The organism is Pantoea sp. SS70, from assembly GCF_029866845.1.
GTDB lineage: Bacteria > Pseudomonadota > Gammaproteobacteria > Enterobacterales > Enterobacteriaceae > Pantoea > Pantoea leporis.
In genome coordinates, this window is record NZ_CP117199.1 from 887072 (window position 1) to 910389 (window position 23318).

Annotated in this window: 20 protein-coding genes, 3 tRNA genes, 2 rRNA genes and 1 pseudogene; 17 read left to right on the forward strand and 9 right to left on the reverse strand. The window is 55.3% G+C overall.

Annotated elements, in window-relative coordinates; translation table 11 throughout:
• Positions 1-10 precede the first annotated feature (10 nt).
• From PO881_RS03945 to dkgB, 5 genes are all read left to right on the forward strand, one after another.
• Positions 11-85, forward strand: a tRNA-Glu gene (locus tag PO881_RS03945).
• A 215-nt stretch (positions 86-300) separates the two neighbouring features.
• A 23S ribosomal RNA gene (locus PO881_RS03950) occupies positions 301-3205 on the forward strand.
• 105 nt (positions 3206-3310) lie between these two features.
• Positions 3311-3426, forward strand: a 5S ribosomal RNA gene (gene rrf / locus PO881_RS03955).
• A gap of 102 nt (positions 3427-3528) precedes the next feature.
• A tRNA-Asp gene (locus PO881_RS03960) sits at positions 3529-3605 on the forward strand.
• A 169-nt stretch (positions 3606-3774) separates the two neighbouring features.
• Complete coding sequence (gene dkgB, locus PO881_RS03965) at positions 3775-4578, forward strand: 2,5-didehydrogluconate reductase DkgB (RefSeq protein WP_192415433.1); 804 nt, start codon at positions 3775-3777, stop codon at positions 4576-4578.
• A gap of 15 nt (positions 4579-4593) precedes the next feature.
• Here the strand turns inward: dkgB and yafC are convergent, their stop codons facing one another.
• Complete coding sequence (gene yafC / locus PO881_RS03970) at positions 4594-5502, reverse strand: DNA-binding transcriptional regulator YafC (RefSeq protein WP_280172484.1); 909 nt, start codon at positions 5500-5502, stop codon at positions 4594-4596.
• Positions 5503-6012: 510 nt separating this feature from the next.
• Here yafC and PO881_RS03975 point away from each other — a divergent pair.
• Positions 6013-6816 carry an endonuclease/exonuclease/phosphatase family protein gene (locus tag PO881_RS03975; RefSeq protein WP_008105211.1) on the forward strand — a complete coding sequence of 268 codons (804 nt, stop codon included), beginning with the start codon at positions 6013-6015 and terminating at the stop codon, positions 6814-6816.
• Between the two features lie 153 nt (positions 6817-6969).
• Here PO881_RS03975 and mltD read toward each other — a convergent pair whose 3' ends face one another.
• Complete coding sequence (gene mltD / locus PO881_RS03980; protein WP_192415429.1) at positions 6970-8343, reverse strand: murein transglycosylase D; 1374 nt, start codon at positions 8341-8343, stop codon at positions 6970-6972.
• A gap of 71 nt (positions 8344-8414) precedes the next feature.
• Positions 8415-9170, reverse strand: coding sequence for a hydroxyacylglutathione hydrolase (gloB, locus tag PO881_RS03985; RefSeq protein WP_280172485.1), 756 nt, complete (start codon positions 9168-9170; stop codon positions 8415-8417).
• A gap of 40 nt (positions 9171-9210) precedes the next feature.
• On the opposite strand from gloB, the gene PO881_RS03990 reads away from it, so the two are divergent.
• Positions 9211-9945 (forward strand): class I SAM-dependent methyltransferase, encoded by a 735-nt coding sequence (locus PO881_RS03990; RefSeq protein ID WP_192415425.1) that lies wholly within the window; start codon positions 9211-9213, stop codon positions 9943-9945.
• On the opposite strand, the pseudogene rnhA reads toward PO881_RS03990, so the two are convergent.
• Positions 9930-10497, reverse strand: a pseudogene (gene rnhA / locus PO881_RS03995) (ribonuclease HI). The gene PO881_RS03990 and the pseudogene rnhA sit on opposite strands and share 16 nt — an antisense overlap.
• On the opposite strand from rnhA, the gene dnaQ reads away from it, so the two are divergent.
• Both dnaQ and PO881_RS04005 read left to right on the forward strand, forming a co-directional pair.
• The gene (gene dnaQ / locus PO881_RS04000; RefSeq protein ID WP_110867826.1) at positions 10451-11182 is read left to right on the forward strand and encodes a DNA polymerase III subunit epsilon; all 732 of its coding nucleotides are present in this window, start codon (positions 10451-10453) and stop codon (positions 11180-11182) included. The pseudogene rnhA and the gene dnaQ sit on opposite strands and share 47 nt — an antisense overlap.
• Positions 11183-11316: 134 nt before the next feature.
• Positions 11317-11393, forward strand: a tRNA-Asp gene (locus tag PO881_RS04005).
• A gap of 130 nt (positions 11394-11523) precedes the next feature.
• Here PO881_RS04005 and PO881_RS04010 read toward each other — a convergent pair.
• Positions 11524-13017 (reverse strand): NCS1 family nucleobase:cation symporter-1, encoded by a 1494-nt coding sequence (locus tag PO881_RS04010; RefSeq protein ID WP_192236769.1) that lies wholly within the window; start codon positions 13015-13017, stop codon positions 11524-11526.
• A gap of 145 nt (positions 13018-13162) precedes the next feature.
• On the opposite strand from PO881_RS04010, the gene PO881_RS04015 reads away from it, so the two are divergent.
• The 3 genes from PO881_RS04015 to puuE are packed head-to-tail and all read left to right on the forward strand — an operon-like array spanning position 13163 to position 15602.
• Positions 13163-13885 (forward strand): GntR family transcriptional regulator, encoded by a 723-nt coding sequence (locus PO881_RS04015; protein ID WP_101762549.1) that lies wholly within the window; start codon positions 13163-13165, stop codon positions 13883-13885.
• A complete protein-coding gene (gene hpxA, locus PO881_RS04020) occupies positions 13882-14613 on the forward strand; it encodes an allantoin racemase (RefSeq protein WP_110867823.1) in 732 nt (243 codons plus the stop codon). The genes PO881_RS04015 and hpxA overlap by 4 nt, the downstream gene beginning before the upstream one ends.
• A 29-nt stretch (positions 14614-14642) precedes the next feature.
• Positions 14643-15602 (forward strand): allantoinase PuuE, encoded by a 960-nt coding sequence (gene puuE / locus PO881_RS04025; RefSeq protein ID WP_192415424.1) that lies wholly within the window; start codon positions 14643-14645, stop codon positions 15600-15602.
• A 157-nt stretch (positions 15603-15759) separates the two neighbouring features.
• Here the strand turns inward: puuE and hpxZ are convergent, their stop codons facing one another.
• The 4 genes from hpxZ to PO881_RS04045 are packed head-to-tail and all read right to left on the reverse strand — an operon-like array spanning position 15760 to position 19321.
• On the reverse strand, positions 15760-16143 hold the full coding sequence (gene hpxZ / locus PO881_RS04030; RefSeq protein WP_271460155.1) for an oxalurate catabolism protein HpxZ: 384 nt from the start codon (positions 16141-16143) through the stop codon (positions 15760-15762).
• A gap of 2 nt (positions 16144-16145) precedes the next feature.
• Complete coding sequence (locus tag PO881_RS04035; protein WP_280172486.1) at positions 16146-17540, reverse strand: AtzE family amidohydrolase; 1395 nt, start codon at positions 17538-17540, stop codon at positions 16146-16148.
• Positions 17537-17722 (reverse strand): oxalurate catabolism protein HpxX, encoded by a 186-nt coding sequence (hpxX, locus tag PO881_RS04040; RefSeq protein WP_061723592.1) that lies wholly within the window; start codon positions 17720-17722, stop codon positions 17537-17539. Before hpxX ends, PO881_RS04035 begins: the two co-directional genes overlap by 4 nt.
• 12 nt (positions 17723-17734) lie before the next feature.
• Positions 17735-19321, reverse strand: a complete 1587-nt coding sequence (locus tag PO881_RS04045) for a gamma-glutamyltransferase family protein (protein WP_217547489.1) — start codon at positions 19319-19321, stop codon at positions 17735-17737.
• Positions 19322-19442: 121 nt separating this feature from the next.
• Here PO881_RS04045 and hpxU point away from each other — a divergent pair, with 121 nt between their 5' ends.
• The 5 genes from hpxU (at position 19443) to PO881_RS04070 (ending at position 23297) form a co-directional block, all read left to right on the forward strand.
• Positions 19443-20282: a MurR/RpiR family transcriptional regulator HpxU gene (gene hpxU / locus PO881_RS04050; RefSeq protein ID WP_192415437.1), complete on the forward strand. Its 840-nt coding sequence runs from the start codon at positions 19443-19445 to the stop codon at positions 20280-20282.
• Between the two features lie 192 nt (positions 20283-20474).
• Entirely contained in the window at positions 20475-21260 is a 786-nt protein-coding gene (locus PO881_RS04055; protein ID WP_097094836.1) for a transporter substrate-binding domain-containing protein, read from the forward strand.
• Positions 21261-21263: 3 nt separating this feature from the next.
• A complete protein-coding gene (locus PO881_RS04060; protein WP_280172487.1) occupies positions 21264-21929 on the forward strand; it encodes an amino acid ABC transporter permease in 666 nt (221 codons plus the stop codon).
• On the forward strand, positions 21929-22585 hold the full coding sequence (locus tag PO881_RS04065) for an amino acid ABC transporter permease (protein ID WP_097097590.1): 657 nt from the start codon (positions 21929-21931) through the stop codon (positions 22583-22585). Before PO881_RS04060 ends, PO881_RS04065 begins: the two co-directional genes overlap by 1 nt.
• Positions 22566-23297, forward strand: a complete 732-nt coding sequence (locus PO881_RS04070) for an amino acid ABC transporter ATP-binding protein (RefSeq protein ID WP_101762541.1) — start codon at positions 22566-22568, stop codon at positions 23295-23297. The genes PO881_RS04065 and PO881_RS04070 overlap by 20 nt, the downstream gene beginning before the upstream one ends.
• Positions 23298-23318: the final 21 nt, after the last annotated feature.

Genomic DNA, 23318 nt, shown 5'->3' on the forward strand with positions numbered 1-23318 from the left:
ACACTATCGTGTCCCCTTCGTCTAGCGGTTAGGACTCCGCCCTTTCACGGCGGCAACAGGGGTTCGAATCCCCTAGGGGACGCCACTTGCTTGGTGACAGGTGAAAGGTGTCTCCACGACGTATCTCAAACGAAGCTTACGAGCTGCGTCTGAGATACTGCTCTTTAACAATCCGGAACAAGCTGAAAATTGAAACGACGCGTTGGTTCATTTCTCCGTAATAAGAAATGAATAACAGCGCGTTCGAGTCTCTCAAATGCTTGCAGTCTGCACGCGTTGCAAAACGCCTGTGGGTTGTGAGGTTAAGCGACTAAGCGTACACGGTGGATGCCCTGGCAGTCAGAGGCGATGAAGGACGTGCTAATCTGCGTAAAGCGTCGGTAAGGTGATATGAACCGCTACAGCCGACGATGTCCGAATGGGGAAACCCGGTGCACCCAGTGCATCATCGCAACATGAATACATAGTGTTGCGAGGCGAACCCGGGGAACTGAAACATCTAAGTACCCGGAGGAAAAGAAATCAACCGAGATTCCCCCAGTAGCGGCGAGCGAACGGGGAACAGCCCAGAACCTGAATCAGTTTGTGCGTTAGTGGAAGCGTCTGGAAAGTCGCACGATACCGGGTGATAGTCCCGTACACGAAAGTGCACATTCTGTGAGTTCGAAGAGTAGGGCGGGACACGTGGTATCCTGTCTGAATATGGGGGGACCATCCTCCAAGGCTAAATACTCCTGACTGACCGATAGTGAACCAGTACCGTGAGGGAAAGGCGAAAAGAACCCCGGCGAGGGGAGTGAAACAGAACCTGAAACCGTGTACGTACAAGCAGTGGGAGCCTCTTTAATGGGGTGACTGCGTACCTTTTGTATAATGGGTCAGCGACTTATATTCTGTAGCAAGGTTAACCGTATAGGGGAGCCGCAGGGAAACCGAGTCTTAACTGGGCGTTAAGTTGCAGGGTATAGACCCGAAACCCGGTGATCTAGCCATGGGCAGGTTGAAGGTTGGGTAACACTAACTGGAGGACCGAACCGACTAATGTTGAAAAATTAGCGGATGACTTGTGGCTGGGGGTGAAAGGCCAATCAAACCGGGAGATAGCTGGTTCTCCCCGAAAGCTATTTAGGTAGCGCCTCGTGAACTCATCTCCGGGGGTAGAGCACTGTTTCGGCTAGGGGGCCATCCCGGCTTACCAACCCGATGCAAACTGCGAATACCGGAGAATGTTATCACGGGAGACACACGGCGGGTGCTAACGTCCGTCGTGAAGAGGGAAACAACCCAGACCGCCAGCTAAGGTCCCAAAGTCATGGTTAAGTGGGAAACGATGTGGGAAGGCACAGACAGCCAGGATGTTGGCTTAGAAGCAGCCATCATTTAAAGAAAGCGTAATAGCTCACTGGTCGAGTCGGCCTGCGCGGAAGATGTAACGGGGCTAAACCATGCACCGAAGCTGCGGCAGCGACACTATGTGTTGTTGGGTAGGGGAGCGTTCTGTAAGCCGTTGAAGGTGTGCTGTGAGGCATGCTGGAGGTATCAGAAGTGCGAATGCTGACATAAGTAACGATAAAGCGGGTGAAAAGCCCGCTCGCCGGAAGACCAAGGGTTCCTGTTCAACGTTAATCGGAGCAGGGTGAGTCGACCCCTAAGGCGAGGCTGAAAAGCGTAGTCGATGGGAAGCAGGTTAATATTCCTGCACTTGGTGTTACTGCGAAGGGGGGACGGAGAAGGCTAGGTTATCCGGGCGACGGTTGTCCCGGTTTAAGCGTGTAGGCTGATACCTTTGGTAAATCCGGGGTATCTTAAGGCTGAGGCGTGACGACGAGCCACCACGGTGGTGAAGTAACTGATGCCCTGCTTCCAGGAAAAGCCTCTAAGCTCCAGGTAACACGAAATCGTACCCCAAACCGACACAGGTGGTCAGGTAGAGAATACCAAGGCGCTTGAGAGAACTCGGGTGAAGGAACTAGGCAAAATGGTGCCGTAACTTCGGGAGAAGGCACGCTGTCATCAGGTGAAGTCCCTCGCGGATGGAGCTGAAGGCAGTCGAAGATACCAGCTGGCTGCAACTGTTTATTAAAAACACAGCACTGTGCAAACACGAAAGTGGACGTATACGGTGTGACGCCTGCCCGGTGCCGGAAGGTTAATTGATGGGGTTATCCGCAAGGAGAAGCTCTTGATCGAAGCCCCGGTAAACGGCGGCCGTAACTATAACGGTCCTAAGGTAGCGAAATTCCTTGTCGGGTAAGTTCCGACCTGCACGAATGGCGTAATGATGGCCAGGCTGTCTCCACCCGAGACTCAGTGAAATTGAAATCGCTGTGAAGATGCAGTGTACCCGCGGCAAGACGGAAAGACCCCGTGAACCTTTACTATAGCTTGACACTGAACATTGAGCCTTGATGTGTAGGATAGGTGGGAGGCTTTGAAGCGTGGACGCCAGTCTGCGTGGAGCCAACCTTGAAATACCACCCTTTAATGTTTGATGTTCTAACGTAGGCCCGTAATCCGGGCTGCGGACAGTGTCTGGTGGGTAGTTTGACTGGGGCGGTCTCCTCCCAAAGAGTAACGGAGGAGCACGAAGGTTGGCTAATCCTGGTCGGACATCAGGAGGTTAGTGCAATGGCATAAGCCAGCTTGACTGCGAGAGTGACGGCTCGAGCAGGTGCGAAAGCAGGTCATAGTGATCCGGTGGTTCTGAATGGAAGGGCCATCGCTCAACGGATAAAAGGTACTCCGGGGATAACAGGCTGATACCGCCCAAGAGTTCATATCGACGGCGGTGTTTGGCACCTCGATGTCGGCTCATCACATCCTGGGGCTGAAGTAGGTCCCAAGGGTACGGCTGTTCGCCGTTTAAAGTGGTACGCGAGCTGGGTTTAGAACGTCGTGAGACAGTTCGGTCCCTATCTGCCGTGGGCGCTGGAGAATTGAGGGGGGTTGCTCCTAGTACGAGAGGACCGGAGTGAACGCACCACTGGTGTTCGGGTTGTCATGCCAATGGCACTGCCCGGTAGCTAAGTGCGGAAAAGATAAGTGCTGAAAGCATCTAAGCACGAAACTTGCCCCGAGATGAGTTCTCCCTGACCCCTTGAGGGTCCTGAAGGGACGTTGAAGACTACGACGTTGATAGGCCGGATGTGTAAGCGCAGCGATGCGTTGAGCTAACCGGTACTAATGACCCGTGAGGCTTAACCTTACAACGCCAGAGGCGTTTTGGTCTGAGAGACCGGATTTTCAGCTTGTTTTACCGGATAAAAAATTAGCGGAAGCGAATGTTATTCGTTTTTGCAGCAAGAATTTGCCTGGCGGCTTTAGCGCGGTGGTCCCACCTGACCCCATGCCGAACTCAGAAGTGAAACGCCGTAGCGCCGATGGTAGTGTGGGGCCTCCCCATGCGAGAGTAGGGAACTGCCAGGCATCAATTTAAGACCTGTTACCGGGTCGTGACCTTCCCCGTGACGCGGGAAGGGCGGAATACCTGAAATCAGAACGATTGTCTGATTTCAGTACAGAATCGGTGGAGCGGTAGTTCAGTTGGTTAGAATACCTGCCTGTCACGCAGGGGGTCGCGGGTTCGAGCCCCGTCCGTTCCGCCACTTAATTGATAAGCCCTGACTGAAAAGTCAGGGCTTTTTCATATCTGCAATTTCGTCATTATTGTTGATAAAAAATCAAAATTTTTTTGCTTATAAACGGATTTTTCAGCAACAATAAACTTGCCACAATAGTTCCCATCGAAACATAACGCTATACGATGAGGAAATCATGACGATCCCCGCCTTTGGTTTAGGTACTTTCCGCCTGCAAGATGACGTTGTAATCCATTCAGTTAAAACTGCGTTGGAACTTGGCTATCGCACAATTGATACTGCGCAAATCTATGAAAATGAAGCGGCTGTGGGGCAGGCGATCGCTGAGAGTGGTGTAGTACGCGGCGACTTGTTTATTACCACCAAAATCTGGATTGAGAATCTTTCGGCTGAGAAGTTGATTCTCAGCTTGAAAGAAAGTCTGGCGAAACTGCGCACCGATTATGTCGATCTCACTTTAATCCACTGGCCTTCTCCCGGATCGGCGGTATCGGTAAAAGAGAGCATGTTGGCATTGATGGCAGCAAAAGAAGCAGGCCTGACGCGGCAAATTGGTATCTCAAACTTCCCAATTGCTTTGATGAAAGAGGCGATTGACGCGGTTGGCGTGGAAAATATAGCGACTAACCAGATTGAGCTGCATCCCTTTCTGCAGAATCGGCAGGTGGTTGATTTTGCTAAAAAGAATGGTCTTCACATCACTTCTTACATGACGTTAGCTTATGGAGAAGCGCTGAAGGATGAGGTAATTAATACCATTGCACAGAAGCACAAAGCTACTCCGGCACAGGTTGTTTTGGCATGGGCGATGAAGTTAGGTTACGCGGTGATCCCGTCATCAACCAAACGTGAAAACCTGGCGAGCAACATGACAGCGGTTGATCTGCAGCTAGACGATCAAGATATGGCAAATATTGCCGCGCTGGATCGTCATCAGCGCTTAGTGGGTCCAGAAGGTTTGGCGCCAGACTGGGATTAATCGCTGCATCCCTTTTCAGCCCTGCACTCGCCAGGGCTGAGCTTTAACCCATTCACTCAGAAAATCGATAAACGCCCTAACGCGTTGGCTAACTCCTAAGTCACTGTAATAGACTGCATTAAAAGGCATCTCAACTGGAATACGCTGTTCAGCAAGCAGTTCAATAAAAGTACCATCAGCTATCTCTTTATCTACCATAAAATCTGATAAACACGCGATACCTTGGTCGCCTAGCACTAGCTGTTTGAGCGTTTCACCGCTGTTAGATGACATTCCTGGCGTGATGTCATAAAGATCGCCACCTTCATCTGCGAAAGGCCAGCGATTTAAGCGTGGCGTTTCAACGAAGCCAAGGCATTCATGCTGAGCCAAATCAGCTGTTGATGCAGGGACACCATATTTCGCCAGATAAGCCGGCGTCGCCACTAATTTGCGATAGCTTATAAAGAGCAAACGAGCGCGCAGTGTAGAATCCGTCAAATTGCCAGCGCGAATCGCCACATCGACTTTACGTTCGATGAGGTTAATAAAGCTCTCTGAAGAGATGAGCGATAGTGTGACATTGGGATAGCGCTCACGAAAGGGTTTAATCATCGGTAGCAACAGATGCAGAATTACGGGTGTGGCAGCATCAATACGCAGTACGCCCTGAGGCACCATCTGACGCTCAATCAACTCGCTCTCGGCGGTTGACATCTCCTGCATCAACTTTTGCACGCGGCGAAAATAATGCTCGCCCTCATGAGTGAGCGCTAGCTGACGCGTAGTACGCGTTAAGAGCGCGACACCCAGCTTATTCTCCAGTTTTTTAACCGTGCGACTCACCGCTGAATTGGCCATCTGCAATTGCTCTGCAGCGCGACTAAAGCTGCCGCTCTCCACTACAGCGATAAACACTTTAAGCTCATCTGACGATGCTTTCATTATCCCTCCAAAAGCAAAAGTCCACTCTCACTTTGCATCTTATTGTCATTAAAGCATGCGGCAACATTAACGCCCATCAAAACCTTAATGGGAGTTAATCACGCCAATTGCACTTTGGCCGCTGAAGATCAGTGCCTGTGCGATCGGAACGACAGAATTTGTTATTGTCGTTCTGAGCCCAACCATCGCTGAACAACTCCGTATTACGCTGCCTGCCGCGGTGAGCGTGATTCTGCATTGTTGAATATTATGGACTGGCGCAAACCCCGTGGATCGGTACGGTGTATGTACCTGGCGCGCTGCTGCTAGTGCGATTGAGTGGCCAACCCGATAAAACTCAGACTGCGATAGCGATGGAATAACCCGCACGAAAGCCTGCCAGCTGGCAGGCTTTTACATTGGTAAGCTGTGAGGCGAATTCCGACAATCAAGAACACCAATTGAAACCCCGCGCTAAAATCCCTATAACAGTCAGGTGAAGTGCGAGTCGTAAACCAGTTGGGCGGGAAAGTGCGGAAAAAAACTTATTCAATGCGTTATGTAGCCGGTCAGCCAGCAGAACGGATTTTTCCGCCGGGGGCAATGCTGCATCTTGGGCAGGCATTACCGCCTGGCGCACCTTTGCCAGCTGATCCCACACTGCGAGTTTTAGTCTGGAATATCTTTAAGCAACAGCGTGCAGACTGGATGTCTGTGCTCCAGGGTTTTGGCAAAGATGCCCACCTTGTTCTGCTGCAGGAGGCGCAGGCCACGCCTGAACTGGTCAAATTCGCCACCAGTAACTATCTCGCGGCCGATCAGGTGCCAGCCTTTGTCTTACCGCAACATCCTTCCGGCGTCATGACGTTGGCGTCTGCGCACCCTGTGTACTGTTGCCCACTACGGGAACGTGAGCCGCTACTGCGTTTGGCCAAATCTGCGCTGGTCACGGCGTATCCATTACCCACGGGCGAAATGCTAATGGTGGTGAATATCCACGCGGTCAATTTCAGTCTCGGTGTCGATGTCTACAGCAAACAGTTGGGGCCGATTGGCGAACAGATTCAACATCATCGTGGGCCGGTGATCATGGCGGGGGATTTCAACGCCTGGAGCCGCCAGCGCATGAATGCGCTGTATCGCTTTGCGCGGGAGATGTCTTTGCGTGAGGTGAACTTCACCGATGACCATCGCCGAAAAGCCTTTGGGCGCCCACTGGATTTCGTCTTCTACCGTGATATGAAGGTCAGTGAAGCTTCTGTGCTGGTGACGCGCGCATCAGATCACAATCCGCTGCTGGTTGAGTTCAACTCTCTCTACGGTATCGAGCGTTAAGCCAATACGCTTGAGCTCCCGCCTCGCAACCGTCACAACATTCAGCTGAAAATATTACAGCATAGGGTAAGTCAGAGCCTCAACAGGCTATATGCAGAATTTAGCAGAAGCAGAAAATGAAAAAGGCTGACAAAAGTCAGCCTTTTCGGGGCATTAGGTATCAGGTGTTGCGCTATTATTCACAAACAGCGTGAGCTTGTCGCCCGGCTGAATGTCTTTAGCGTCACTGTTCCAGCGCATAACGTCTTTGGTGTTCACACCGTGGCGTTTAGCAATACTGGCAAAAGAATCACCCTTACGTACACGGTAGGTGATGCTGTTGCCGTTATCAGCCAATTGCGTGCTCGCTTTGCCGTTCACGGTCAGAGTCTGACCGGTACGAACTGAAGCGCTGCGCAGATTGTTCTGCTGTTTCAGTGCACTGACGCTTACGCCAAGCTTGTTGGCAATGCCAGACAAGGTGTCACCTTTGCGTACCGTATAGCTGTTTCCTGCCGCACTGACTTTCGCCATCTCGGTAGGCTGCACGGAAGCGATATCACCGGAAGCCAGTGAATCGCGCAACTTAGCAACGTTGGACTTAGGCACCATAATGTAGTGCGGTCCATTTGGCGCAGTGGCACCGTTTTTATAACCGGCATTAAATGTCTTCAACTTGCTGAGAGACATTCCGGCCATATCGGCGGCCTGCGTCAGTTCAATCTGCTGTCCCACCTCTACGCGAGCTAAAGCACGGCTCTCGTTCGGGGTCGGCAGTTTGATACCGTAACGCTTGTTGTTCTTGAGAATCTCACTCAAGGCCAACATTTTAGGTACGTAAACCGTGGTCTCGCGGGGCAGCGATAAACTCCAGAAGTCAGTCGGCTTACCGCGCGCCTTATTCTGTTTCATCGCCTTCAGCACACGTCCTTCACCGCTGTTATAGGCGGCGATGGTCAGTAACCAGTCGCCGTCAAACATACCGTTCAGACGCTGCATCATATCCAGCGCTACTTTGGTCGAGGCCACCACATCGCGGCGTCCGTCGTACCATTGGTTCTGTTTCAAACCATAGTTTTTGCCCGTTTGTGCAACAATCTGCCAGATGCCGGCGGCATTCGCAGAAGATGTTGCGTGTGGGTCAAAAGCGCTCTCCACTATGGGTAGCAGTACCAGTTCCATCGGCATTTTACGTTTCTGTATCTGCTCGACAATCCAGTACATGTACGGCTCTGCCCGTAATGTTACATCGTGGAGATAGCTCTTATTTTTTAAAAATTTTGTTTTTTGTTCGCGGATCCGGCTGTTTTCCGGAATCCCCATCTTCAACTCGTCACTAATGTGATTCCAGAGATCAGTATCTTCTGCGAGGCTTGTTCCATCATCCTGCCATCGCGGCGACAACAATCGATCTCCGTACTTTCCATTTTCACCTTGACCAGCTGAAGACAGACTCTGGGCATGCTGTACGGGGATATTGGCGTCATTCCTTGATGCCTGACATCCTACCAGCAAGACCGAGGCGAGTAAGATCGCTTTAGCCTTCATGTGTGTGTCAATAGTTCGCTTAAAAGACGAGCAACTATACGTGACGGTCCACCACAACACAACCTCAAATATCAAAAGCGGTCTTTCTTCTCGCGTAGATCGGCGAAAGTTTGCCATAACGCTGATGATGAGACATTAGTGCCTAAAGCCTGTTGTAAATCAGCCTCTTGCGTGCGTAAAAATAAATTTATTTCCCGCTCTAAGGCCAGTTTTGTTGGTAAAGTGATGCGGTTTTCTGCGCGTAAGTCCTTAATTTGCTGATACCTTGCCAAAATTTTAGGGTCGTGGGGCAGAATAGCCGCAGCAAACTTCATATTGGATAAAGTGTACTCATGCGCGCAGCAAACGAGAGTATCTTCAGGGAGCTGATTAAGTTTTTGAAATGATTCGAAAATTTGCTCTGCAGTGCCTTCAAATAATCGCCCGCAGCCGCCAGAAAACATCGTGTCACCACAGAAAAGATAAGGGGAGCTGAAATATGAGATATGTCCTAAAGTGTGACCGGGTGTTGCGATGACACGGAAATTCAGCCCAAGCAGGGTAAATTCATCACCTTCGGCCACAATACGCTTCGCCCCTTTATCTGCCGTTTCCTGTGGACCGAAAACCGCCACATCGGGATAGTGCTGCAACAGCTCATCCACACCGCCGACGTGATCGTGATGATGATGTGTCAGCAAAATCGCCACGGGTTGCCAATGATTGGCGCTGATTTTATCCAGCACCGGCTGTGCTTCGCCAGGATCGACTATCAAACACCTGTTGTCATCGTCCGTCAGTGTCCAGATGTAGTTATCCTGCAATGCGGGAATGCTGGTAAGATTCATAAACACCTCTCAGGTCGTAGAAAAAGGAAAATGGTAGAGCATGAAGCCGGCTAAAACACGCCAAATCCTGACTGCACCGCGCTCCTGGCGCGATATGCCAATGGGAGACTATTTTCGCGACGCGCTCACTCAGCAACTGCAGCCTTATCTCGGCAAGCTGTATGGCTTTCATATGCTTAAAATTGGCAGCCTCAGCGCAGAAATCAACACCAGCCAGTGTGCCATATCGCATCAGGTGAATGTGGGCATTGATGGCGATGAATTACAGGTTATCGCCAATAACACGCAATTACCCTTTGAATCTAAATCCGTTGATGCCTGTTTACTTGCGCACACGTTGGCGTGGAGTCAGGATCCGCACCGCGTACTGCGTGAGGTGGATCGGGTATTGATCGATGATGGCTGGATGATCATCAGCGGCTTCAACCCTTTCAGTTTATTAGGGATTAGCAAAGGCATTCCGGGTTTGCACTCGCGCGCGCCGTGGAGTGGACGGATGTTCAGCCAGGTACGATTGCTCGACTGGCTGGGCCTGCTGAATTATGAGGTGGTTTACCGCACCCGTTTTCAGGTGGTGCCGTGGCATCGGCAGGGCGGCAGGGTGATCAGCGCGCATTTACCGGCGCTCGGTTGTTTGAACATTGTGGTGGCACGTAAACGTACGTTCCCGCTAACGCCCACCAAAATGAAGAAGAATCTGAGTCAAAGCCAGCTACGGCAAACGGTTAATGTCACGCGCCAGTTTCGTGAAGTGAAGGATCAGGATTCAACCTGATAACCGATATCATCCTGAGTGGGCTTTCCCGCCGCGCTGCGTGCCAGTTCGTCGCAGCGTTCGTTCTCCGGATGCCCCGCGTGGCCTTTTACCCATTCCCACTTAATTTCATGGTTGCTGAGCGCCACATCGAGGCGTTTCCACAGATCGACATTTTTCACCGGTTTTTTATCGGCGGTTTTCCAGCCGCGCTTCTTCCAGTTGTGGATCCAGCTGGTGATACCCTGACGAACATATTGGCTGTCGGTGCTGATCACCACCTCACACGGCTGTTTTAACGCTTCGAGCGCCACGATAGCCGCCATCATTTCCATGCGATTGTTGGTGGTGAGGCGATAGCCTGTACTGAACTCTTTTTCATGCGCGCCATATCGTAAAATGGCGCCATAACCGCCGGGACCGGGATTGCCCAGGCAAGATCCATCGGTGAATATTTCTACCTGTTTGCGCATCTCTGGTAGACTTCCTTCTGACAAAACGCCAAGTCTGACATAAAACGAGTCCTATGAGCACTGCAAATAACCGCCAGATCGTCCTCGATACTGAAACCACCGGCATGAACATGATCGGTGTGCATTATGAAGGACATCGCATCATTGAAATTGGTGCGGTTGAGGTGATCAACCGTCGCCTGACCGGCAACAACTTCCATATGTATCTGAAGCCCGATCGGCTGGTGGATCCGGAAGCGTTCGGCGTTCACGGTATCGCCGATGAATTCCTCGCTGATAAGCCGATGTTTGCGGATATCGCCGACGAATTCCTTGATTACATCCGTGGCGCAGAGCTGGTGATCCATAACGCATCGTTCGATATCGGCTTTATGGATTATGAATTCGGCATGCTGAAGCGGGATATCGGCAAAACCGAAACCTTCTGCCAGATCACCGATAGCCTGGCGATGGCGCGTAAGATGTATCCCGGCAAGCGCAACAGCCTCGATGCATTGTGCAACCGTTATGAAATCGACAACAGCAAGCGTACGCTGCACGGCGCACTGCTCGATGCCGAGATTCTGGCCGAAGTATTCCTGATGATGACCGGCGGTCAAACCTCGCTGGCATTTTCTCTGGACGGTGAGCAGAACAATCAGGGCGGCGCGGAGAACATTCAGCGCATTGTGCGTCCGAGTTCAGGTCTGCGCGTGGTCAGCGCCAGCGATGAAGAGATTGCTGCGCACGAAGGTCGTCTGGATTTGGTGCAGAAGAAGGGTGGTAGCTGCTTGTGGCGCGTGTAAAACGGCTGATTTTGCGTGCAAAATCGACGTTAAGCTGAAAAAAACGTCAAACGAAACATTCCCACAGAAAAAGCGTTGACGGGTGTGAAAGCTGCTATTAATATGCGCCTCGTTCTCGACGGGGAACAAAGCGCGGAGCGGTAGTTCAGTTGGTTAGAATACCTGCCTGTCACGCAGGGGGTCGCGGGTTCGAGCCCCGTCCGTTCCGCCAATCTATTTAAAGAAGCCGATGCAGAAATGCATCGGCTTTTTGCTTTTTCCAAATGGTATCGCTTTCCCTCATCCCCCGCCTTCTCTCGCAAGCGGGCGAAGGATGGAATGAGGGCCAGCGCGCACGCAACTTAATCCTTCTGTACCGCCACCGTCGCGCGATACGCCGCCACCGACTCTTCGCGGTCAGCGCGCGCCAGCCAGCGATAGCAGCCCGCACCCAACGCCACGCCGATAAACCAGCTAAAGTTCGCCACCGCATGCAGTGAAGGAATAAAGCTGATCACCAGACAAATGCCCACCGACGGCAGCAGCGCGGCAATCGCTTTCGGGTTGAAGCCGCCGCGATACCAGTAACGTCCTTTCGGCGTGTCATCAAACAGGTCATCCACGTAGACTTTGCTGCGTTTGATCAGATAGAAATCGGCCACCAGGATGCCAAACAGCGGCCCAATAAACGAGCCCAGCACATCCAGCGTGTAGTGAATCAGTTCTGGCGACTGGAACAGGTTCCACGGCGTCAGTAACACCGAACCGACTGCGGCAATCATGCCACCGGTGCGGAAGCTGATTTTCTGCGGTGAGCAGTTCGAGAAGTCGAATGCCGGCGAAACAAAGTTCGCCACGATATTAATGCCGATGGTAGCGATAATCATGGTCAGCAGGCCAATCGCCACCGCCACGTCGTTACCCACCATGCTGACAGTTTCAATCGGATCGGTGATCATTCTGCCGAACAGCGATTGCGTACCGGAGACAATCACCACGGTGACAATCGAGAACAGCAGGAAGTTGAACGGTAAGCCCCAGCGGTTGCCGCGACGAATTTCGCCCATGCTTTTGCCGTAACGCGAGAAGTCACCAAAATTCAGCAGCGGACCGGAGAAGTAGGAGACCACCAGCGCGGTGGCGGTAATCATCTGCCAGGTTTGCTCGCCGGTGCTCAACTGCTTGCTGGCCAGCGTAAAGGAGATACCATCGAAACCGGTTTTGTATACAATCCAGCCCGCCAGCGCCACCATCACCACGTACACCGCCGGACCGGCGACATCAATAAAGCGTTTAATCGCGTTCATGCCGTGCCAGAACACCATTGCCTGCAGTAACCACATCACACCGAAACAACACCAGCCCAGCTGAGATAAGCCGAGCCAGCTACTTTGCGTCATGCTGCTCAGGGTGGGGAAGAACTTCAGCAGCACCAGCATTAGCGCGTTAGCCGCCAGATAAGTCTGGATGCCGTACCACGCAAAAGCGATCAGCCCGCGAATAATCGCCGGGATGTTAGCGCCGAACACGCCAAACGCCTGACGCGAAATCACCGCGTACGGTACGCCTGCCATCTGGCTCGGTTTGGCCACCAGATTGGCGCACAGCTGCACAATGCAGATGCCCACTAACAAGCACAGCAGCACCTGCCAGCTCGCCAGCCCGAGGGTAAAGAAGCTGGCGGCCACCACGTAGCCGCCCATGCTGTGCACGTCCGACATCCAGAACGAAAAGATGTTGTACCACGACCAGTTCTGGTCGCGCGTCGGCGCCAGATCGTCATTACACAGACGTGGACTGTATTGTGCGTTGGCTTCAGAGGCCACCCGCGAGGTCACTTCAGAATGATTTGGCATGAAACCTGCTCCTCTCAACATCATGGAAAAATAATCACAGCGTGAAACGGTATTGCAGGATCCAGGCCAGAAATGATTTCTTGTATACAAAAAATTAATTTCACGTATACGATGTGCAGCACACAGTCACTTACCGGAGCAGGTAATGAAAAGTGAAACAGGCCAGAAAACGGCTGCCGATCTGAACGATCGCGATGAACCTATCTATCAGGCGCTGCTTACCGCCATCGTTGAGCATCAACTGCCGCCGGGCAGTAAATTGCCGGAAGAAGCCTTATCGGATGTCTTCGGCGTGAGTCGCACCGGCATTCGTAAGGTGCTGCAACGCCTCGCCGCGGTGCAAATGATCACTTTGTCGCCCAGGCGTGGTGCACAGGTGGCGACGCCGGGCGTGGATGAAGCCCGCGACATCTTCGCCACCCGCAGTTTATTAGAGTGCGCCAATCTGCCGGCGGTGCTGAGCCACGTGCAGGCACCGCACTTAGCGGCACTCGGCGTGCTGATTGAAGAAGAGCAGCAGGCACATGATCAGCATGATGGTGCCGCGGCGATTCGTCTCTCCGCCGCGTTCCATATTCAGCTGCAGGCGATCTCCGGTAACGCAGTGCTCACCGATATGGTGACGCGCCTGACGCAGCGTTCGTCGCTGGTGATTGCCGCTTACGGTGCACCGTGGCAGCGCGGCTGCCGATGCGATCATCACGATCGGCTGGTGGATCTGCTGCGGCAAAAAGATCTGCCGGGGTTGACGGCGGCGCTGCAGCATCACTTCGAACACATTGTTGCCAGCCTGCACTTTGAGCGCAGCGGCGAAACCTTGCCTGATTTCACCCGGTTATTTGCCGGTAACAAAGGAGCGGCATCATGAGCCTGATTCAGGTCATCAATCCCAACACCAGCTTAGCGATGACGGAAACCATGGGTACTGCCGCGCGCGCCGTCGCCGCGCCGGGCACCGAGATTCTGGCGGTGTGCCCGACTCACGGCGTCGAGTCGATTGAAGGTCATTTTGATGAGGCCATCGCGGCGATTGGTGTGCTGGAGCAGGTGAAACGCGGCAAAGAGCAGGGCGTGAGCGGCCATATCATTGCCTGCTTCGGCGATCCGGGATTGCTGGCGGCGCGTGAACTGGCAAGCGGCCCGGTAATTGGCATTGCGGAAGCGGCCATGCACACCGCCACGCTGGTGGCGACGCGCTTTTCGATTGTCACCACCTTGCCGCGCACGCTGGTGATTGCGCGCCATCTGCTGCAGCAATATGGCTTCACACACCATTGTGCCGCGCTGCACGCCATCGATCTGCCGGTGCTGGCGCTGGAAGACGGCAGCGGCGTGGCGCAGGAGAAAGTGCGTCAGCGCTGCATGCAGGCCAAACGCGAAGATGGCAGCGGCGCGATTGTGCTGGGCTGTGGCGGTATGGCTACGCTGGCGCAGGATCTCACCAAAGAACTGGGCATGCCGGTAATCGACGGGGTCAGCGCTGCGGTAAAAATGGTGGAGTCGCTGGTGGCGCTAGGCTTTGGTACCAGCAAGCACGGCGATCTCGATTATCCACTCGAAAAACCGCTCAGCGGAGCCTTTCAGCACCTAAACTAACCACTGGTTGAGCGACAGGAACTTACAGAATGAATGATGTATCTGGCAAGAAAGAGTACAGCTTCAACAAAAACTATCCCCGCGATCTGATCGGCTACGCTGGCAACCCGCCGCATGCGCAGTGGCCGGGCAAAGCGCGCGTCGCGGTGCAGTTTGTCCTTAATTACGAAGAGGGCGCCGAGAACAACGTGTTGCATGGCGACGCCGGTTCCGAGCAGTTTCTTTCCGATATCATCGGCGCGGCCAGCTACGCCGATCGCCATATGTCGATGGATTCGCTGTATGAATACGGATCGCGCGCCGGTTTCTGGCGCATCCACAATGAGTTTCAAAAGCGCGGTTTGCCGCTGACGGTGTTTGGCGTGGCGATGGCGCTGGCGCGTCATCCGGACATCGTCGAGGCGGTCAAAGCGGCGGATTACGACGTGGTGAGCCACGGCTGGCGCTGGATTCACTATCAGGCAATGGATGCCAAAACCGAGCGCCAGCATATGCAGCAGGCGGTGGACGTGTTAACCGACCTGTTCGGCAAAGCGCCAACCGGCTGGTACACCGGCCGCGACAGCCCAAACACCCGACGCCTGGTGGTCGAGCAGGGCGGCTTTAGCTATGACAGCGACTATTACGGCGACGATTTACCGTTCTGGACGCAGGTCACCTGTCAGGACGGCACGGTTAAACCGCATCTGGTCATCCCTTACACGCTGGAGTGCAACGATATGCGCTTCGCCTCGCCGCAGGGCTTCAACACGGCGGAGCAGTTCTTTACCTATTTGCGCGACACCTTTGATGTGCTGTACGAAGAGGGCGAAACGGCACCGAAGATGATGTCGATTGGCATGCACTGTCGTTTACTGGGACGTCCGGGGAAATTCCGTGGTTTGCAGCGCTTCCTTGATCACATTCAGCAGCATGAAGATGTGTGGGTGTGTACGCGGCAGCAAATCGCCGATCACTGGATCGTGACGCATCCGGCACCGAGCGCTTAGCCCCTCATCCCAACCTTCTCCCGCCAGCGGGAGAAGGCGCCGATCCAGCCCCGGTTTAGCAAATCACTCCACCCAATCATTCCCTCTCTCGCGTGCGGTAGCCCAATCATTCCCTCTCCCGCGTGCGGGAGAGGGTTAGGGTGAGGGAAAAAACAACTCAACTCATCAAACTCACCTGCGCCGCGACAATCCGCCAGCCGCACGGTAATCGCACCCACGTCTGCTGCTGGCGTCCGATTTTCTCTACACCTTCACGCGTAAATTCCGTACTGCACACCGCATAGTCATCGCCAAAAGTGGTGATCACCGTATTACGTAACTCGCGATCCAACCCTTTCGACGGACGCGCCGCGCGAAAAGCGCGGATCTCATCAATGCCATACAAATTCTCACCCGCGCCCAAACGCACGGTGCGTTTGTCGTGCCAGAACAGCTCATCCAACACCTCCACATCATTGCTGATCAGCGCTTGCTCATAGCGGTAAAAGGCGGCGGTGACTTCGGCGAGAATTGCCGGGCGATCTATATGTTCAGGTGTCATTTTCAGGCGTCCATTAAGGTGGTTTGTGGCAGCGTCAGCCCTTGCTGTTGCAGCGCCCAGGCGGCGCGCAGTGCCAGATGTTCTTTAAACGGCGCAGCGATCAGCTGCAAGCCTATCGGCAAGCCGCTGGCGGTTTGCAGCGGCACGGTACAGACCGGTAAGCCGAGGAACGAAATCGGCTGGGTTAGCATGCCCATGCTGGCGCGCGTCGGCAAATGCTGGCCGTTGATATGAATGGTTTCCTGGCCGATGGTGGTGGCGGTGCAGGGCGTGGCGGGCGCAATCAGCACGTCAAACTGCTCAAACAGCGGCAGCACCTGCTGCTGGAAGTGGCGGCGGAAACGCTGGGCCTGCACGTACCACGCCGAAGGCAGCATCGCACCGGCCAGCAGGCGCTCACGCGAGTTGGGCTCGAACTGCTCCGGTTGCGTGCGCAGCATCGGCAGGTAGTGATTGCCGCCTTCTGCGGCGGTCATGATAAAGGCCGCCGAGCGTGCGATCTCCGCATTCGGCAAGGTCACTTCGTCGATTGCCTGCAGCGCTTTAGCTGCCACCGCCACGGCGGCACGCGCTTCATCGCTGCACCAGGTTGAGAAGAACCCGCCGAGTACCGCGCTGCGCATGCCTTCTGCGCCCTTGCTGAGCCCTGCGCTAGCTGGCGAGACGGGCTGCGCGGCCTGGAAGGCATCGCTGGCATCGGCACCTTGCAAGGTGTCGTACACCAGGCTCAAATCTTCAACCGAACGGGCAAACGGGCCGATGTGATCGAGGCTGGCGACAAACGGATGGCTGCCGCTGCGCGACAGGCGGCCAAAGGTCGGCTTCAGGCCAAAGATACCGCACAGTGAAGCGGGCACGCGGATCGAGCCGTTAGTGTCGGTACCGAGCGAGAAGTGCACCAAACCCGCAGCCACCGCCGCCGCTGAACCGCCGGACGATCCGCCCGCCACGCGGGTTAAATCGCGCGGGTTGCGCGTTGCGCCGTAATGGGTGTTTTCCGTGGTAAAACCATAAGCATAGGCATCCATATTCAGCATGCCGGAGAGCAGCGCGCCAGACTGGCGCAGTTTGCTCACCGCCCACGCATCCTCGCGCGCCGCCGCGCGTGCGCTGAACAGGCTGGCACCGGCTAAGGTGCTGTGTCCTGCGACATCAAACAGGTTTTTCACCGCGTAAGGAATGCCGGCTAACGGCGGCAAGGCTTCACCGCGCTGGCGCAGCTGATCGATCTGATCGGCTTCGCGCAGCATGCGCTGGCCGGTGACTTCGGTCCAGGCGTTGATCGCCTTATGCTGTTCAATCGCCGCCAGCGTGTTTTGCGCGATATCGCGGGCGCTGATCTCGCCCTGACTCAGCGCCTGCTGCAGGGCATTAATCGATAATGACGACAGTTTCATGGATGAAACACTCCCGCCACTTCCAGGCGATCGTCGAGCGGCAGCGCCATCAGCGGCTCGGCCATGGCGGCGATGCGGTTGAACTGCGTCAGCAGCTCGGCGCGGCGCGCATCATCCAGCTCCAGCGCCAGAATCTGCTCCATTTGGGCGATATAGGTGGCCCAGTCCGGTTGTGAACTCATCAATAATCTCCGTTAGAAACCGGCGGCGCTGCCGTTGCTGCGCGGATCGAACGCGCCTTCCAGCATGCCGTTGTTGTGTCTGACGATCGCGCCCGCATGGCCGACTACTTCACTGAAATCGGGTAGCAGTTCAACCTCATGGCCGAGCGCACGCAGCTGCTGCACTGTTTCCGGCGCGATGCGCGCTTCGAGCTTGAGCGAATCGGATGATTGTCCCCACGTACGACCCAGCAGCCAGCGCGGCGCGCTCACCGCCTGTTGCAACGGATGTCCCTGAATCACGTGACGGGTGAAAATCGCCGCCTGGGTTTGCGGTTGGCCGTCGCCGCCCATCGAACCGTACACCATGGTGCGGCCATCTTTGAGACGCGCAGCAGCGGGATTGAGGGTGTGGAACGGCTGTTTGCCCGGCTGCAGCGCCAGCAGATGATCGGGTTGCAGGCTGAAGGCGGCACCCCGGTTTTGCCAGGTGATGCCGGTGCCGGGCAGCACCACGCCGCTGCCGAATTCGTGATAAACGCTCTGGATAAACGAAACGGCTAATCCGCTGCTGTCCATCACGCCCATCCACACGGTATCGCCCGGCCCGCGCCCGGTGCCCCACGCAGCGGCTTGTTGATCGTCCACCTGCGCCGCCAGCGTGCTGAGGTGTTCCTCATCCAGCAGACGCTGCACATCAATGTCGATGTGGCGCGGATCGGTGATGTGCTTGTCGCGCAGCGCAAAGGCTTTTTTAGTGGCTTCAACGATGCGGTGCACGGTTTGCGCTTCATCTGCGTCAGCCATATTCAGCCGATCGGTAATGCCGAGGATCGCCAGCGACACCAAACCCTGCGTCGGCGGCGTCATGTTCCAGATGTCGCCTTCACTGTGCGCCAGATGCAGCGGCGTGCAGCGCCGGGCTTGGTGCGTCTGCAAATCCTCCAGCGTGATCGGCATCCCCAGCGCAGTCATTTCGCGCGCCAGATGGTGCGCCAGTTCACCGCGATAGAAACTTTCCAGCCCGTGATCGCACAGCATGCTCAGCGTATTCGCCAGCGCCGGCTGGGTGAAGCGACTGCCGGCAAGCGGTACGCTGCCGTCCGGTAAAAAGGTGGCGGCAAAACCAGGTTGATGCTGCAACTCGTGCTGTTTGGCGGCGGTGGCGGCGGCTTGCGAGGCGGTGACCGGAATGCCGTCGGCGGCATAGCGAATCGCATCGCGCAGCAGGCGGGTTAACGGCAGCGGCGTCGCGCCAAGTTCCTGCGCCAGCGTTAACGCTTCCTGCCAGCCGCTGACGGTACCCGCCACGGTTAAGGCGGCTTTGGGGCCGCGATGCGGAATCTGCGTTTCGCCATGGTAGAAATCAAGATGTGCCAGCGAACCGGCTGCGCCGCTGGCGTCAATGGCGATGGGATCGCCGTTTGGCGGCACCACCAGCCAGAAGCCGTCGCCGCCCAAACCGTTCATGTGCGGGTAAACCACGGCGATGGTGGCAGCGGCGGCCACCATCGCTTCCAGCGCATTGCCGCCTTCGCGCAGCACCGCTAACGCGCTTTCGCTGGCGAGATGGTGCGGCGTAACGGCCATGCCTAACGGCGCCATGTTGCTCTGTATCATAAAGAACTCTTTTTCTGGGTACGTGGTTAATGGGAAGCAAGAGCTGTTCCAGTTTTGAACGGACATCAATCTGGATCGATTTATGCTAGCTTGTGATGAAACGAAAGTTACAGGACCGATGATGAAACAACTTGATGAACGCCTTCGTAGTCACTATCCGCAACTGTCGCCGCAAGAGCAGCGCATTGCCGACTTCGTGTTTGACCACTTTGATGACCTGATCAGCTACAACAGCGCCGAGCTGGCGCGGCTGAGCGGTGTGTCGAAGGCCACGGTCAGCCGTTTATTCAAGCGTCTCGGTTACGAGAAATATAAGGACATGCGCGACGAGCTGCGCATCCTGCGCCAGAGCGGCATGCCGCTCACCGATAACCGCGATGCGGTGCAGGGCAACACCTTGCTGTCACGCCACTATAAGCAGGAGATGGCCAACCTGACGCAGTGGGTCAACAGCATCGATCCACAGCAGTTTGGCGAGGTGATTAGCGCGCTGGGCGCGGCAAAACGGGTATTTATCATCGGCATGCGTAACGCCTATCCGGTGGCGCTGCACCTGCGTCAGCAGCTGATGCAGGCGCGTCCGCAGGTGCATGTGCTGCCGCAGCCGGGCCAGACGCTGGGTGAAGAGCTGGTGGATATCACGCCCGACGATGTCGTGGTGGTGATGGCGTTTCGCCGCCGTCCACGCATCATTCGCCCGCTGATGCAGCAGCTGCAGCAGAGCAACATTCCCGTGCTGGCGCTGTGTGAGCCGCAGGCGCAGGGCATTATCACACTGGCGCGCTGGCAGCTTTGTGCGCCGCTCGACAGCGTTTCCGCTTTTGATAGCTACGCCTCCGCCATGAGCCTGATTAACCTGCTGGCGAATGCGTTGCTGCATGAAATGTTGTCGCAGGGCCGTCAGCGCATCCATCAAATTGCCGATCTTTATCAGCATCTCGACGAGCTGGAACACCGTTAACGGGCGCCATTGTGGTGCATTGCACTGTTTTTGATCGTTAATTCCAACGGGCGCGAAGCCCGTTTTTGTTGCCTTCAACGCGGTAAACCCCCGTTTTTTCGCCTTTCTTCTCCCAGCACTGCGGTTGGCACATTAGTTGCAGAATGATTCATCAAGAATCTTTTGTTTCACGTAAACTCACCGGGGTGCATAATGAAAAAAGTATTATTAGCGGTAGCGGGCGCGGCATTGCTGATGGCGCAGGTCGGGAGTGCGATGGCCGATCAGCTGCAGGATATCCAGAAGCGCGGCGTGATCCGCGTAGCGGTTCCGCAAGACTTCCCGCCGTTCGGTTCCGTGGGTACAGACCTGCAACCGCAGGGCTACGATATCGACATGGCGAAGTATCTCGCCAAACAGATGAAACTGAAGTTGCAGCTGGTGCCCGTTTCCAGTGCCAACCGCGTGCCGTATCTGCAGACCGATAAAGTCGATCTGGTGATCTCCAGCATGGGTAAAAACGCCGAGCGTGAAAAAGTGATCGATTTCACCCGCGCTTACGCGCCGTTCTTCCTCGGCGTATTTGGTCCGAAAGGCGAAACGCTGAAAGATGCGGCAGCGCTGAGCGGCAAATCCATCGGCGTCACGCGCGGTGCAGTGGAAGATATGGTGTTAAGCGATATCGCCCCGAAAGAGGCGCAGGTGAAGCGTTATGAAGATAACAACACCACGCTGTCGGCCTACCTTTCCGGACAAGTGCAGTACGTTGCGACGGGCAACCTGGTGGTGGCGGCGATTGCGCGCCAGAACGCCGAAAAAGCGCCGGTTGCCCAGTTTATGCTGAAAGATTCACCGTGCTACATCGGCCTGAAAAAAGATGAGCCGGCGCTGAAAGAGAAAGTGAATGCGCTGATTGAGCAGGGAATCAAAGACGGCACGCTGAACAAGCTGTCGGAAGAGTGGCTGAAAGCGCCGCTGCCAGCGAACCTCGGCGCATAAAGTATGACGCAACTTAACTTCGCCGATCTCTGGCCGCACTGGCCAGAGTTGCTGGCCGGACTGTGGGTCACGATTCAGATCACCGTGCTCGCCACCGTGGGCGGTGTCAGCCTCGGTATTCTCGGCGCGGCGCTGCGCAGCGGCAAACCGAGCTGGGCGAGCCGCATCTGGGGCCTGTACGTCGAATTGATTCGTAATACGCCGTTTGTGGTGCAGCTGTTTTTCATCGTCTTTGGTTTGCCCAATCTGGGTCTGAAACTGACGGCGGGCGAAGCCGCGCTGCTGGCGATGTTGATTAACCTTGGCGCGTACAGCACCGAAATTATTCGCGCCGGCATTCAGGTGACGCCGCGCGGGCAGTGGGAAGCGGGGCGCGTGCTGGGATTGACCCGCACGCAAACCTTTATTCGCGTGGTGTTGCCGCCGTCGCTGCAGCGTATTTATCCGGCGCTGGTCAGCCAATGCATCATTGTGATGCTCGGCTCGTCGGTGGTGTCGCAGGTGTCGTACGAAGAGTTGACCTTCGCCGCCAACCTGATTCAGTCGCGCACCTTTTTGAGTTTTGAAGTCTATTTCGTGACCACGCTGATCTATCTGGCGTTGTCGATTGCCATGCGCCAACTGCTGCTGGCGCTGGGACGTAAATGGTTGGGAGCGCAGCCGTCATGATGACGCAATTTACCGACTGGGACATCCTGCGCAACCTGCTGCTGGCAGCGCGCTGGACAATTTTACTTTCGCTGGTGGCGTTTTTTGGCGGCACGCTGGTGACCTTGCCGCTGCTGTTTATGCGCCTGCTGAAACGTAAATGGCCGATGCGCCTGGTGCGCGCCTACACCGAGCTGTTTCAGGGCACGCCGCTGCTGATGCAGCTGTTCCTCGCCTTCTTCGGCGTCGGCTTGTTCGGCATCGACGTGGCGCCATGGACCGCCGCCTCGCTGGCCTTAACGCTCTACACCAGCGCGTTTCTGGTGGATATCTGGTACGGCAGCATTCGTGCCCTGCCAAAAGGGCAGTGGGAAGCGTCGCGCTGTCTCGGCCTGACCTTTGGTCAAACGCTGTTTCGCGTGGTCGCGCCGCAGGCGATTCGTATCGCCATCGCGCCTACGGTTGGGTTTGCCGTGCAGGTGATTAAAGGCACCGCGCTGGCCTCGATTATCGGTTTCGTCGAGCTGACCAAAGCCGGCACCATTTTGAATAACGTGACGTATGAGCCGTTCAAGGTGTTTGGCCTGGTGGCGCTCGGTTACTTCCTGATGTGTTATCCGCTGTCGCGTTACAGCCAGTACCTGGAGAAAAAATTCAATGCCGCTCATCACCATTAATCAGGTACAGAAGTACTACGGCGATAACCACGTATTGAAAGGTGTCGATCTCGATGTCGATCACGGTGAAGTGATCTCGATTATCGGCCGCAGCGGATCGGGTAAAAGTACCCTGCTGCGCTGCATGAACGGGCTGGAAGGTTATCAGGAAGGCAGCATCAAACTCGGCGGTATGACAATTACCGACCGCGAATCGCAGGCGCGTGAAATCAGCCGTTCGGTCGGCATGGTGTTCCAGAACTTCAACCTGTTCCCGCACATGACGGCGCTGGAAAACGTGATGCTGGCGCCGCGCCGCGTGCTGAAGAAAAGTGAAGCCGAATGCCGTGCGCTGGCAACGCAGATGCTGGAGAAAGTCGGCCTCGGTGAGCGCATCAATTACTATCCGGCCAATTTGTCGGGCGGTCAGCAGCAGCGCGTGGCGATTGCCCGTGCGCTGGCGATGCAGCCCAAAGTTTTACTCTGTGATGAGATCACCTCCGCGCTCGATCCCGAACTGGTGGGCGAAGTGCTGAAAGTGCTGGAGCAGCTGGCCGCCGAAGGCATGACGTTGATTCTTGTCACCCATGAAATGAACTTCGCCCGCGACGTGGGCGATCGCGTGGTCTTTATGCATCAGGGGCGCGTCTGGGAGCAGGGCGACAGCAAAACGCTGTTCGCCAATCCGCAAACCGCGGAGCTGAAGCAGTTTATCTCTACCGTGCGCCTCTAAGCTTTCTTTAAGGAATACAAC

Bases quoted from the DNA above. Each gene is read 5' to 3' on its own strand.
- dkgB (WP_192415433.1), top strand. From the start codon at position 3,775: ATGACGATCCCCGCCTTTGGTTTAGGTACTTTCCGCCTGCAAGATGAC.
- yafC (WP_280172484.1), bottom strand. From the start codon at position 5,502: ATGAAAGCATCGTCAGATGAGCTTAAAGTGTTTATCGCTGTAGTGGAG.
- mltD (WP_192415429.1), bottom strand. From the start codon at position 8,343: ATGAAGGCTAAAGCGATCTTACTCGCCTCGGTCTTGCTGGTAGGATGT.
- gloB (WP_280172485.1), bottom strand. From the start codon at position 9,170: ATGAATCTTACCAGCATTCCCGCATTGCAGGATAACTACATCTGGACA.
- PO881_RS03990 (WP_192415425.1), top strand. From the start codon at position 9,211: ATGAAGCCGGCTAAAACACGCCAAATCCTGACTGCACCGCGCTCCTGG.
- dnaQ (WP_110867826.1), top strand. From the start codon at position 10,451: ATGAGCACTGCAAATAACCGCCAGATCGTCCTCGATACTGAAACCACC.
- PO881_RS04010 (WP_192236769.1), bottom strand. From the start codon at position 13,017: ATGCCAAATCATTCTGAAGTGACCTCGCGGGTGGCCTCTGAAGCCAAC.
- PO881_RS04015 (WP_101762549.1), top strand. From the start codon at position 13,163: ATGAAAAGTGAAACAGGCCAGAAAACGGCTGCCGATCTGAACGATCGC.
- hpxA (WP_110867823.1), top strand. From the start codon at position 13,882: ATGAGCCTGATTCAGGTCATCAATCCCAACACCAGCTTAGCGATGACG.
- puuE (WP_192415424.1), top strand. From the start codon at position 14,643: ATGAATGATGTATCTGGCAAGAAAGAGTACAGCTTCAACAAAAACTAT.
- hpxZ (WP_271460155.1), bottom strand. From the start codon at position 16,143: ATGACACCTGAACATATAGATCGCCCGGCAATTCTCGCCGAAGTCACC.
- PO881_RS04035 (WP_280172486.1), bottom strand. From the start codon at position 17,540: ATGAAACTGTCGTCATTATCGATTAATGCCCTGCAGCAGGCGCTGAGT.
- hpxX (WP_061723592.1), bottom strand. From the start codon at position 17,722: ATGAGTTCACAACCGGACTGGGCCACCTATATCGCCCAAATGGAGCAG.
- PO881_RS04045 (WP_217547489.1), bottom strand. From the start codon at position 19,321: ATGATACAGAGCAACATGGCGCCGTTAGGCATGGCCGTTACGCCGCAC.
- hpxU (WP_192415437.1), top strand. From the start codon at position 19,443: ATGAAACAACTTGATGAACGCCTTCGTAGTCACTATCCGCAACTGTCG.
- PO881_RS04055 (WP_097094836.1), top strand. From the start codon at position 20,475: ATGAAAAAAGTATTATTAGCGGTAGCGGGCGCGGCATTGCTGATGGCG.
- PO881_RS04060 (WP_280172487.1), top strand. From the start codon at position 21,264: ATGACGCAACTTAACTTCGCCGATCTCTGGCCGCACTGGCCAGAGTTG.
- PO881_RS04065 (WP_097097590.1), top strand. From the start codon at position 21,929: ATGACGCAATTTACCGACTGGGACATCCTGCGCAACCTGCTGCTGGCA.
- PO881_RS04070 (WP_101762541.1), top strand. From the start codon at position 22,566: ATGCCGCTCATCACCATTAATCAGGTACAGAAGTACTACGGCGATAAC.